Origin of the sequence: Pseudomonas yamanorum (assembly GCF_900105735.1) — a bacterium.
Taxonomy (GTDB): Bacteria; Pseudomonadota; Gammaproteobacteria; order Pseudomonadales; family Pseudomonadaceae; genus Aquipseudomonas; species Aquipseudomonas yamanorum.
Window position 1 is genome coordinate 5,108,446 of sequence record NZ_LT629793.1, and the last position, 12,132, is coordinate 5,120,577.

At 53.3% G+C, this 12,132-nt stretch carries 10 protein-coding genes; 3 read left to right on the forward strand and 7 right to left on the reverse strand.

Translation table 11 applies throughout. The features are described 5' to 3' along the window. Positions 1-24: 24 nt before the first annotated feature. The 3 genes from BLU46_RS24030 to argH form a co-directional block, all read right to left on the reverse strand. A complete protein-coding gene (locus tag BLU46_RS24030) occupies positions 25-789 on the reverse strand; it encodes an amino acid ABC transporter ATP-binding protein (protein WP_093207063.1) in 765 nt (254 codons plus the stop codon). 23 nt (positions 790-812) lie between these two features. Continuing rightward, on the reverse strand, positions 813-1,691 hold the full coding sequence (locus tag BLU46_RS24035; RefSeq protein WP_063027828.1) for an amino acid ABC transporter permease: 879 nt from the start codon (positions 1,689-1,691) through the stop codon (positions 813-815). 138 nt (positions 1,692-1,829) lie between these two features. After that, positions 1,830-3,257 (reverse strand): argininosuccinate lyase, encoded by a 1,428-nt coding sequence (gene argH / locus BLU46_RS24040; RefSeq protein WP_093207068.1) that lies wholly within the window; start codon positions 3,255-3,257, stop codon positions 1,830-1,832. Between the two features lie 262 nt (positions 3,258-3,519). Here argH and BLU46_RS24045 point away from each other — a divergent pair, with 262 nt between their 5' ends. Next, positions 3,520-4,479 carry a LysR family transcriptional regulator gene (locus BLU46_RS24045; protein WP_093207072.1) on the forward strand — a complete coding sequence of 320 codons (960 nt, stop codon included), beginning with the start codon at positions 3,520-3,522 and terminating at the stop codon, positions 4,477-4,479. Between the two features lie 154 nt (positions 4,480-4,633). Here the strand turns inward: BLU46_RS24045 and BLU46_RS24050 are convergent, their stop codons facing one another. From BLU46_RS24050 to BLU46_RS24060, 3 genes are all read right to left on the reverse strand, one after another. After that, positions 4,634-5,275 carry an HAD-IB family hydrolase gene (locus BLU46_RS24050; protein WP_093207077.1) on the reverse strand — a complete coding sequence of 214 codons (642 nt, stop codon included), beginning with the start codon at positions 5,273-5,275 and terminating at the stop codon, positions 4,634-4,636. 71 nt (positions 5,276-5,346) lie between these two features. Further along, positions 5,347-6,060: an HNH endonuclease gene (locus BLU46_RS24055; RefSeq protein ID WP_093207081.1), complete on the reverse strand. Its 714-nt coding sequence runs from the start codon at positions 6,058-6,060 to the stop codon at positions 5,347-5,349. A 99-nt stretch (positions 6,061-6,159) separates the two neighbouring features. Beyond that, the gene (locus BLU46_RS24060) at positions 6,160-6,690 is read right to left on the reverse strand and encodes a BRO-N domain-containing protein (protein ID WP_093207085.1); all 531 of its coding nucleotides are present in this window, start codon (positions 6,688-6,690) and stop codon (positions 6,160-6,162) included. A gap of 574 nt (positions 6,691-7,264) precedes the next feature. Here BLU46_RS24060 and BLU46_RS24065 point away from each other — a divergent pair. Together BLU46_RS24065 and BLU46_RS24070 are read left to right on the forward strand one after the other, a co-directional pair. Then, a complete protein-coding gene (locus BLU46_RS24065; RefSeq protein ID WP_197680868.1) occupies positions 7,265-8,116 on the forward strand; it encodes a DNA adenine methylase in 852 nt (283 codons plus the stop codon). Beyond that, positions 8,083-10,419, forward strand: a complete 2,337-nt coding sequence (locus BLU46_RS24070; protein WP_197680869.1) for a DGQHR domain-containing protein — start codon at positions 8,083-8,085, stop codon at positions 10,417-10,419. The genes BLU46_RS24065 and BLU46_RS24070 overlap by 34 nt, the downstream gene beginning before the upstream one ends. A gap of 62 nt (positions 10,420-10,481) precedes the next feature. Here the strand turns inward: BLU46_RS24070 and BLU46_RS24075 are convergent, their stop codons facing one another. After that, positions 10,482-11,732, reverse strand: coding sequence for a ribonucleotide-diphosphate reductase subunit beta (locus BLU46_RS24075; protein WP_023659243.1), 1,251 nt, complete (start codon positions 11,730-11,732; stop codon positions 10,482-10,484). Positions 11,733-12,132: the final 400 nt, after the last annotated feature.

A 12,132-nucleotide genomic window follows, 5' to 3' on the forward strand; every position in this document is an offset into this window, starting at 1 on the left:
GGGGCGTTCTCGTTAGTTTTTTAGTTAAGTGCGAACGGCAGAAATAAAGCTTTGGGTACGCGGGTTTTGTGGGCTTATTAGAATTTCTTCAGGGCTGCCGGCTTCCACAATCTGGCCGGCATCCATAAACACCATGCGGTTGGACACTTCGCGGGCGAAGCCCAATTCATGGGTGACCACAATCATGGTCATGCCGGTGGTGGCCAAATCGCGCATCACCGACAGCACTTCTCCTACCAGCTCCGGGTCGAGGGCTGACGTGGGTTCGTCAAACAACATCAGCTTGGGCCGCATCGCCAACGCACGGGCAATCGCCACACGCTGTTGCTGGCCGCCGGACAATTCCACCGGGTAGGCATTGCGCTTGTCCGCCAGGCCAACCCGGGCCAGCAACTCCAGGGCGTCCTCGGTGGCTTCCTTGGGCGAGCGCTTGAGCACCTGGCACGGGCCTTCGACGATGTTCTGCAACACGGTCATGTGCGGGAACAGATTGAAGCGTTGAAACACCATGCCGGTGGCCAACCGCTGACGAGCAATCTGTGATTCATTCAACTCATGCAGCTTGTTGCCGACGATCCGGTAACCCACCAGTTCGCCGTCGACCCACAGGCCGCCCTTGTCGATTTTTTCCAGCTGATTGACGCAGCGCAGCAGGGTACTTTTGCCGGAACCGGACGGGCCGATAATGCACAGCACTTCGCCTTGTTCGACTTCCAGGTTGATGTCCTGCAGCGCGTGATACTGGTCGTAATACTTGTTCAGGTTCACGGCCTTGACGATGCTTCTCATGGGCAAATCTCCTCAGTCAGGGCTTACGAACGCTTGCCGGCGCCGCGGGCAAAACGACGCTCAAGGCGGCTCTGACCGAATGAAAGAACAGTCACCACCGCCAGGTACCAGATGCCGGCAACAATCAGCAGCTCCATGACCCGGGCGTTGGCGTAGTAGATGTTTTGCGCGTTGTGCAGCAGCTCCGAGTACTGGATCACACTTGCCAGGCTGGTCATTTTCACCATGCTGATGAACTCGTTGCCTACAGGCGGAATGATCACCCGCATCGCCTGGGGCAGAATCACCCTACGCAGCGCCTGAAGGCTCGGCATGCCAATCGACTTGGCGGCTTCGTACTGGCCGGTGTCCACCGACAACAGGCCGGCGCGCACCACCTCAGCGGTGTAGGCACCCTGGTTGATGCTCAGGCCGAGGAGGGCGGCCACGAACGGCGTCATCAGGTCCACGGTGTCGATGCTGAACAGCCCGGGAATCGCGATCACCGGGAAAATCAGCGCCAGGTTGAACCACAACAGCAGTTGCAGAATCAGCGGCGTACCACGAAACAGCCAGGTGTAGGTGATGGCCACATAACGCAGGATCGGGTTGGCCGACATGCGCATGATCGCCGTGATCACCCCGATCACCACCCCCAGCGCCATGGCCAGGATCGACATGATGATGGTGTTCACCAGGCCCCAGATGATCGCCTCGGACGTAAGGAACTGACCGATGTAGGACCATTCAATCTGGCCGTTGGCGAATGCCCGCAACAAGGCGGCCAGTGCGACCACGATCAAAGTGGCGAACACCATCCGACCGTAATAGCGACGGGGCACATGCTCGTACTTCGTGATATCGAACTGGTTCTCGGTCTGCTGGCGCTCGGCTTGCAAGCGCTCTGCCGGGGTTTGTTTCATGGTGACTCTCCAAAACAACTGAATACACTGATCGTTCCCACGCTCTGCGTGGGAATGCAGCAAGGGATGCTCTGCGTCCCAAAAGCGTGACGCGGAGCGTCACAGGAGGCATTCCCACGCAGAGCGTGGGAACGATCTTTAAATTCGAAAGCCGGTGTAGTTTTCTGCCCACTTCTGTTGCGCAGCCAACGCCACCTTCAACCGCCCAATCTGCTCCCTGACCCGCTCCGGCGCCGTACCACCCCAACCACTGCGCGCCGCAATCGCCGCTTCCAGGGTCAGGCACTCACGTACTTCCGGCGTCAGCCGCGTATCCACCTCCGCCAACAACGCCGGCGAGGCTTCCCACAATTCAATCTCATGCTTCTCACAGGCCTGCACCAAGGCGCCGGTAATCTCGTGGGCCTCCTTGAACGGCACGCCGCGAGTGGCCAACCAATCCGCCACCTCCGTCGCCAGGGTGAAACCCATCGGCGCCTGACGCCGCAGCTCTTCCACCTGCACCTTCATCGTCGCGACCATCCCGGCCATCGCCGGCAGCACCAGCAGCAAGGTATCCACGCTGTCCAACACACTGTGCTTGTCTTCACTCAAATCGCGGTTGTACGACAGCGGCAACGACTTGAGCGTGGACATCAACCCGGTCAGGTTGCCAATCAAGCGCCCGGCTTTACCCCGCGCCAGTTCGGCAATGTCCGGGTTCTTCTTCTGCGGCATGATCGAGCTACCGGTGGCGTAGGCATCGTCCAACTGCACCCAGCGAAACTGCCGCGACGACCACAGGCAAAACTCCTCCGACAGCCGCGAAATATTCACCCCGAGCATGCCCGCCACAAACAGAAACTCCGCCACGTGGTCACGACTGGCTACAGCGTCGATAGAGTTTTCGCACGGCCCGGTGTAACCCATCTCCTTGGCCGAATGCTCCGGCTGGCGCGCAATCGCCGAGCCCGCCATCGCCGCAGCACCCAACGGCGACAACGCCGTACGCGCGTCCCAATCCACCAGGCGCTGCACATCCCGCAGCATCGATTGCGCATGCGCCAGCAAGTGATGGGCGAACACAATCGGCTGCGCCTGCTGCAAGTGGGTGAAACCCGGGCAGATGCTCTCGATATGCTGCTCGGCCTGGTCCACCAGCGCCTGCTGCAACCCCAACACCTCGGTGGTGATGGTGCGCGCGTGATCCCGCAGGAACAGGCGCAAATCGTTGGCCGTCTGGTCATTACGCGAACGCCCGGCGCGCAACTTGCCGCCCAGGGCGCCCAAGCGCTCGGTCAACACCCGCTCGATGAAGGTGTGCACATCCTCGTCATCCAGCGTCGGGTGCAGGCGGTCGGCGGCAAAGTCCTCACCGATGCGGTCCAGCGCTTCCAGGGTGCGCAAGGTTTCCGACTCATCCAGCAACCCGGCGCGCTGCAACTCACGGGCATGGGCCCGGGAGCCGGCCAGGTCGTAGGGCGTCAGGCGAAAATAGCGCTCGGGGCAACGGGACAGCGCCGCCAAAGCAGCGGACGGGCCGGACTTGAAACGAGCACCCCAGAGGCGATCGGTGGGCTGAGACATGGTGTTCCTCACGCTTGTTTTTAGAAGTGACAAGCCCGGTGGACGTGGCTTGGCCTTATGGATTCGGAGGGCAGTAGCAAAACGAAAAGTCCTGATCGAAGTGTCAGGTTTTTATGGGCGTTAAAGCAGCCGGTAAAAGCTGTTCAACCCGCTATATTCAAGGTTGCCAAGGGCGGTTAAGTATGTTCATTATTGCCGCCCGGCGATGTTCATGGAGTAGGTCAAAGCCTGTTGAAGATGGCACTTGAGGTCAACACGTATTATGGAAACCCCACTTTCCAATTCTGGAAACATACCGCCAAAACCCGGCACAAGACCTCCGCTGCAACTCAGCGGCCTGGACTTCAAATTGCTGCGGGTGTTCAAGGCTGTGGTCGAAGCGGGCGGCTTCAGCGCGGCGCAGAATGAGCTGAATGTGGGCCTGGCGGCAATCAGCAAGCAGATTTCCGACCTCGAAATTCGCATCGGCATGCGCCTGTGTACGCGAGGGCGGGAAGGGTTTGGCCTGACCGAAGAAGGAAAATTAGTCTATCAAGCGTCCATTGAATTATTTGCCTCGGTAGACAGTTTCAGAGACAAGCTTAGTTCGGCACAGAACGAACTGATCGGCGACCTTAGTGTGGGCGTTATTGATAACACCGTCTCTGACGTTAATTCGCCGCTGATTAAAGCGCTGGGGAAATTACATACAGAATCGCCAAAAATAAGATTACGCCTGCATGCCTCCCAACTGGACGAAGTTGAACGTGGGGTGGTGGAAGGGCGGCTGATTGTCGGCATCGTCCCGGTGTACCAGCGGCGGGAAGAATTCGATTATTTCCCGCTGTACGAAGAAAAGTCCCACGCGTACTGCGCCGTCGGACATCCGCTGTTTGAAGCGAGTGACATCAACGCAGATGTGTTGCGCCAGCACGAAGTGGTCAACCATCGTTACGCGATCCACAGCGACAAGGCCAACTTCGTCAGCTACGACAGCCAGTCCGCCTCAGCCTCCCAGGTAGAAGCCGTGGCCATCCTCATCCTCACCGGCCGCTTCCTGGGCTTCCTCCCCGAACACTACGCCGCGCCGCTGGTGAGGGAAGGGCGCCTGTGCGTGTTATGCCCGGAGCAGATCCACCTGAGCACACCGTTCAACCTCATCCTGCGCCACAACGCCCCACGAAGCCCGCTGGTCAAAGCCTTCGCAACGGCACTCGGCGTGGATCTCAAAGCGCCAATCTAACGAACTCACACCACCCTTAGAACCTACAGAGATCCCCTGTGGGAGCTGTCGAGCTTTAGCGAGGCTGCGATGGCATCGACTCGGTTTCCCTGTCCTACCGAACCCTCAGCATCACCCCTGCACTCGACCCCTAGCACCCCATGCTAGTGCGCGATCACCGCAGTTGTTTGCGCTTCTTCTTCGCATGAAAATGCCGAAAATGCGCATCCTGCGCCGCCGCCAACAACTCCCGATCCCCGCGCGTATCCCCCCAGGCCCTGAGCCGATACTCCCCCAGATCCCCATAAACCGCCTCAAGCCGAAGCACCTTATTCTCACACCGGCAATTATTCCCCGTGAGCTTGCCCGTCAACACCCCGTCCACCACCTCAAGCTCAGTACCGATCAACCGGATCCCAAGCCGATCCGCAAACGGCTGCAACACCAACGCCGGCGACGCCGAACACAGCGTCACCACCGCCCCGGACTTCACCTCATCGGCCACCGATTGCAGCCCTGTTGGCCGCATCAACTTGTTCCAATACGCCTGGCAATACGCTTCAGCCTTCTGCTGAACCCAAGCCTTGTCCACGCCGGTCATAAAGGTGCGGATCAACTGCGCCTTGAGCTCATCACGGCTAATGACCCGCAACACAAACTGCGCGCCAGGCACCGCCAGCTTCACCATCCTGCGCATGAACTCGCCTTTACCAAAGGCGAACTTCAGGAACGGCACGAAGCTGTCGTGGTGGGTCAGGGTGCCGTCGAAGTCAAAGACGGAGAGTACTTTGGCATCCAAGGGGCCGGATTCGAGCATGTCTGGGTTCACGGGCGGGTCTCGGTCCTATCTCGTAATTTTGGTAATACATCAGTTGTGACCACAGAAGTTTACTCTTCTTTCAATCTTTCGATTTTCGAGTAAAGCCCTTTGGTGAAGTCACCGCGGTCACTTGATCGGTGACACCGCTGATGGCAATTGGGGCACAAGGCTACAGCATTGGTGATGCGATCCGAACCCTTCTGGGCGAGGTGCTTGACGTGATGTACTTCAAGAAATGGCATGCCATCCACCTCGAAGGGAGCGTTTGAGCCGCAGCCTTCGCAGATGCCATTGGCTTCTTTCAGTACCCAGGCGCGCACCTTCGGGTCGCGAACGAAGGCGGTGCTGACGGTTGACACTTTCTGCGGTTGGGCAATGCCATCCGGTAACTTATGGAAAGGTTGCTGCTGCAGTTTGGATGCGCGGCGGATAAGCGTTTGCTCGTCTGCCGTTTGGGCGGCGTCTTCGGATTCGAATACACCGTGCGATGCAAGCGCTTGGCGGATGCGTTGCTCTACGCCTGAGCCCACGTTCTTCGCAGGTTTATAGCCCTCGATACGGTCCCAGCCCATACGCACGAGAACAGTAGAGATATTTTGCATACGGAATTCGATGGAGCCCTTAGCGCGCCCTGCCACCGGGCCTTCACGCAGCATACGGTTTTCGAGTGCTTTGTTGAAAGGCTGGCCGTTTTTTTCCCACGCCAACATCTTCAAATAGGCCTCGACCGCCGCAGCCAACTCCGAGTCATTCCAGTCCGTTTTGTCTTTCGTAATATCCATACAGCCGCCGAGGGTAGAAAACCCTCGGACGATACTGAGTAGCCATTATTGCGTCTACGAAATTTCCTACGTATCTGTGGGATTTGGCGGTCACCTACATTAGTAAAGTCGCTGGTTCATCCGGAAAGGTTGAGTGAGCTTTCGCCACCACGGAGTTTTCGCTGCCTCTCTCCGATAGGTTCGATTCACTAACAAATACGGCATATCCCGAAGCCGTATCCAACCTTCATCCTGCCAATGCAGCAGGTTCAACGACATCTCTGGCCAATCCAACATGCTCAATAGTGGCCGCTCCACCGATAGGGACTGACGCTCGTCCCGCAAGGTTGGAACCACTTCGTGAGTGAGCCAGCTACGTAGTAGTCGATTCCCGGGTGTGTAGTGATAGACCAGCAATGCGTAAACACCGGACTCGCTGATCATCAGCATTTCTTCCGGTTGACCGTGGAACAGTAGTTTTATGATTTTTCGTTGATCTTCATCAAGCTTGCGAGTCGTTCGCTCATCCAAATACCACCCCATCAAACGCCCAAGGTCTCGGGCGCAGAACCAGGGTTGGTTTTCCAGGAGGAGGCTGTGCAGAGGGAGGTTATGACGGGTAAAGACGGTAGGTAGAAAGGGATCAGGCATTACACACCTCCGAGTCGGAGCGTGTTAGCGAAATGGCGCAGGTGTGAATGATCTTTGCAGGAGGCGCAAGGTATCCAGGCATTTCCGTTACCTCTGGTTGCTTTCTTAGGGCATGCGTTATGGGTGTCGGGAGCTAAGAAACCCACCAGAGACGGGCCGGACATATTCCCCTTTCGGGTCTTGTATTCGCCCACTCCCGACATAACGGGGATTTTTTCACAGGCGTAGAGAAACCGCTGGCGAAAAAAAGCCGCATGGCTGTCGGGTGCGGAGGACCGCTCTGGTTCATCGAGTTTCTTAGGCTCGGGGGAGAGCCTATGTTTTAGATATCAGCCGGTCAAGTCCCCGTGCCATACGTCGTGGTAATGGCATAACGCCGCTGCAATGATCGAAGTCTTTTGATAGAGTGCAAAAGACGTATGTAGGAAATTTCGTTGGTGCCAGTCGAAATTTCAAAAAAGGGCTTTAGAAAGCCGAAGTGGAGGGTTTGCATGCTTTTGTAGGAGCATATGAATTCAGCTTTTGAGTTTTAAAGGATATTAAATTCAATAGTTAACTCAGCGTGGTAAGGGAATTGCCTGATATAGAGATTAAGGAAGTTAGAATTTTACCCACCAAAGGAGCTTCAACTCCTCTGATAAGGTGGCCCGGTGGTAAACGCGCGTTAGTTTCAAAGATAACGAGCAAATTTCCGGAAAATTTTAATAGGTATTACGAACCGTTTTTTGGAGGCGGGGCTATTTTTTTTGCGATAGCTCCCGAAAATGCAGCGCTCTCAGATATCAACTCCGACCTTATTAATGCCTATGCAATGGTTCGGGATAGGCCCGGTGAGCTGATTAGTGAACTTGAGAATTATGAGAATTCTGAAGGTTTTTATTATGAGGTTAGAGCAAGCAGGCCGTCCGATATAATTAAAAAATCTGCTCGATTGCTATATCTGACAAGGTTGTCTTTTAATGGCATATATAGAGTGAATTTAAATGGGGATTTTAACGTCCCGTATGGAAAAAAACATCACCTTAGTGCTTTCGATTTGACGAAGCTGTTGGAGACGAGTGAAGCCCTCAAAGGAGTAAGCTTGAGTGTCGCTGATTTTGAACTGGCGACAGAATCAGCAAGGTCGGGTGATTTAGTATATTTTGATCCGCCTTATACTGTGGCTCACGCTAATAACGGTTTTGTTAAATATAACGAAAATATATTTTCTTGGGCGGATCAAGTTCGTCTTGCCGAACATGCAAGGACCCTGGCGGCGCGAGGGTGCTTTGTTGCTGTAAGTAACGCCGATCATGTTTCGGTCGATGCCTTGTATGGCGACTTTAATAAAATGATGATTGAGCGGTTTTCTGTAATTGCTGCATCTAGCGCGTTCAGGCGACAAATAACGGAATGTTTGTATTTTCTTGGGGGGGATTTCTCTTGATAGATAATATCGTGGCGGTAGATGAATTACGAACTTTAGCCCGAGCTAGAGGGAAGGACTTTTCCCAGAAAAGCATCCCATCTAAAGCGCTGGAAGCTGCTTTAGATGAGGGGTGGTTGATTCAGAGGAAGAGCAAAACTTCAGTGCAGATTCGGCGAGCCAAAGCCCATGATGAGCGTTTCAGAGATAAAGTTTGGTCGCTGCTATATAAAATGGATATGCTTTATATTACGGGGCATCAGGTAAGTTCAATTGTTGATGATGAGATTTCTACGTTAAATCCCCATGGGGTAGTTTGTGCAATTGATCAGGAGATATCATTATTTATTAATGTGATTTCCTTAGATTCATACTCTAAATGTTCGCTTTTGCACGAGATAATGCAAGAGATGGTAGCCAGCAGAGAGCGCCTCATAAAGGCAGTAAGTAAGCGGTGGCCTGTAGAACAAAAAAGAAATACAGTCCTTGCTTTGTTTCTAAATAATGTTCTTGTTTCTGATGAAGATAAGGAGAAAGCAAAAACGCTAAATATCTCACTCTTTGATGAGCAAGATTTGGACTATTATGAGAAGCTTGTCAGTCATATAGGCCCGGCTGCAAAGTATCAGTTTTTTGCTGACATGTTACCGGGGAAATCGATACCGGGCTTGACGATTCGCGTACCAGCAGTTAAGACCAAGATGGGCAAGCAGGTCTGCTATACATTCCCGATTTCACCAGAGTATCTACTTAAAATTTCTTACGTCTCGCATCGGTCGAAGGGGAAGGCGTCAGATGTGCACACATATCAACGTATGCTGGCTAAAGGCAGACTTGGAAAAATACGCGAATATATTTCGGAGCAAGGGGTTTTTCCCACCAATATCGTTGTAAACATTGATAAAAAATATGCAAATTTTGAAAAAATCAAGCAGGAAACTGGTAAGGAGGAGAGTGAAGCGAGCGGAGTTTTAGGTTGGCTCAGTTTACGTCCTGCCTATAAGTCTGCTTGGATTATCGATGGTCAGCATAGATTGTATGCATATTCAGGACATGAATATGCAAAAACTGGACATTTATCTGTTTTGGCATTTGAAGGTATATCGCCCAGTTCTCAGGCTAAGCTCTTTGTAGATATTAATGCTAAGCAGAAAAGTGTAAAGCCATCCTTGCTACAGGAGCTTTTTGCAGAGCTCCATTGGGATGCTGAATCTCCTAGTACGCGAGTTCAGGCTGTCATTTCAAAGGCGATTCAGACACTTGGAGCTGATAAAGATTCTCCTTTTTTAGGCCGAATTCAATCAGCAGACTCTACGAAAGACTCTAGCCGTTGTATTTCGTTAGCTAGTCTGTATCGTGCGATAGATAAGCAAAGTTTTTATATCTATAAAGAAGAAAAGAACTTCGTTGTCGATCCGGGGCCATTCTGGGCTGGCACTAATGAAAAAACTCTTTCTCGATCGGTCTCCATTATAAAGGTTTGGTTTGGAGCTATTAGGCAGAACTCTTCAGAATGGTGGGACTTGGGGTCTGCCGATGGAGGGGGGCTTGCCATGAATGATAGTGTTACGGCCTGTCTAATGCTGTTGAAAAGTGTATTAAATCATATTGAATTGTCTGGTAGAAAACTATCAAAACTTGATGTGTCGGAAGTTAATAGTCTTATAAAACCGTATGCAGAGGCTTTAGGGCACTATTTCGCCTCTTTAAATGCAGAGGAGCGCAAGCTTTATCGGGACTTAAGGGGAATGCAAGGTCAGTCTGCAAGAAACAGGAGAGGGCAGCAAGCATTAAAGAATGTCTTTCCTGAGTTCAGTCCTCCCGGGCTTGAAGATTATTTAAGTCGTGAAAAAGAGCAAACTAACTTACATGCAAAACTCGTAATTGATAGGATTGAAATTTTAATAAAGAATCTAGTTGTACAAGAGCTGTTTCAGGAGTTTGGCGAAGAATGGTGGGGGGAGGGTGTTCCTAAGGCAATGAGAATTGCTATAAGTACCCGGAGCGAAAATGACGATAATAAGCGCGGTTTGAAAGAAGCGTATTTTGATCTGTTGGATTATAGAGTTATTGCCTTAAATAACTGGAGCATATTTCAATCTTTGTTAGGGCAGGGGAAGAAGAATGATAACAAAGATAAACAGACTAAATGGCTAGTCGAGGTGAACGAGATGCGCAACGCTGTGGCCCACGCGTCCTCTGGAGTTTCGTTATCGGTTGAAAAACTCAGTGCACTAAAACAACATGAGGCGTGGCTGAAATCAAAGATAAAAAGCGATGGTAGCAATGAGGAGGAGGAAGCGCTTGCATTTGAAGAGGACTAAAGGAGCCTAGGTATTTGGGTAATGGAAGCAGGAGGACTATGTCATCCTCCTGCTTCTAACTATCAATCCCAGCTCAACGCCCCACCAGTCTGATACTCAATAACCCGAGTCTCAAAGAAATTCTTCTCTTTCTTCAAGTCCATGATCTCGCTCATCCACGGGAACGGGTTGGTCGTCCCTGGATACTCTTCCTTCAACCCAATCTGCGACAGACGACGGTTAGCGATGAACTTGAGGTAGTCCTCCATCATCGCCGCATTCATCCCCAACACCCCACGCGGCATGGTGTCGCGAGCGTATTCAATCTCCAGCTGAGTCCCTTGCAGGATCATCTGGGTCGCTTCTTCCTTCATCTCGGCATCCCACAAGTGCGGGTTTTCGATTTTGATCTGGTTGATCACATCGATACCGAAGTTCAGGTGCATCGACTCATCCCGCAGGATGTACTGGAACTGTTCCGCCACGCCGGTCATTTTGTTGCGACGGCCCATGGACAGGATCTGGGTGAAGCCGCAGTAGAAGAAGATGCCTTCCAGGACGCAGTAGTACGCCACCAGGTTGCGCAGCAATTCTTTGTCGGTCTCAACGGTACCGGTTTCGAACTTCGGATCGGAGATCGAACGGGTGTACTTCAAGCCCCAAGCCGCTTTCTTCGCGACCGATGGAATCTCGTGGTACATGTTGAAGATCTCGCCTTCATCCATGGCCAGCGATTCGATGCAGTACTGATAGGCGTGGGTGTGGATCGCTTCTTCGAAGGCCTGGCGCAGGATGTACTGGCGGCACTCCGGGTTGGTGATCAGGCGGTAAACAGCCAGTACCAGGTTGTTGGCAACCAGGGAGTCAGCAGTGGAGAAGAAGCCGAGGTTGCGCATCACGATGCGGCGTTCGTCGTCGGTCAGGCCTTCAGGGTTTTTCCACAGGGCGATGTCGGCGGTCATGTTGACCTCTTGCGGCATCCAGTGGTTGGCGCAGCCGTCGAGGTATTTCTGCCAGGCCCAGTCGTACTTGAACGGCACGAGTTGGTTGAGGTCGGCGCGGCAGTTGATCATGCGCTTTTCGTCAACGGCGACGCGGGCGGCGGAGCCTTCGAGCTCGGCGAGGCCTTCGGCGACGTCGAGTTTGTCTAGGGCGGCCTTGGCGCGCACGATGGCGGCGGAGTCAGCGGCGGTGACGGCGCGGGCTTCGATGGCGGCAGCAGCGCCGGCACCGTCGAGGCGGTCCATGTTGGCTTCGGTGGCGTGGCCGGCGTTGGCGCCTTTGGCAACTACTTCGCCGTCTTCTTCTTTGTCGAATTCGTCCCAGCTCAGCATGACGTGTCGTCTCCTGCGTGAGGGCTCTAAGGTGCCCGTGTGAAACCGGATGGTTGGGTGTTCACACGGCCCAAAGGCCGCGGTGGATCTTAAGGAATCGTTTGTTGCAGCTAACGCACGCATTAAACGGAATCAGGGTTACGGGTGTTCTGCTTGAGGCTTGAGGGGCGGAGCAATGCTTGCTGGCTCCAGCGGGGGCCTCAGGTCTGGCTCTTCATCCCAGTGTAAAGGGATATTGCAGGCCCGATTTACCCGCGCATTATAGGGAAAAATTCGACTTTGTGTTGCGGCGGATGGTCTCGGTGAGCGGCCAAAATGGTGGTGTTTGCAGCCAAGGTCCGGGTTTACAAGGCTTTGCCTGGCTTGGATTTTTTTGACGGGCGGTAGGCGTTTGTTTCAG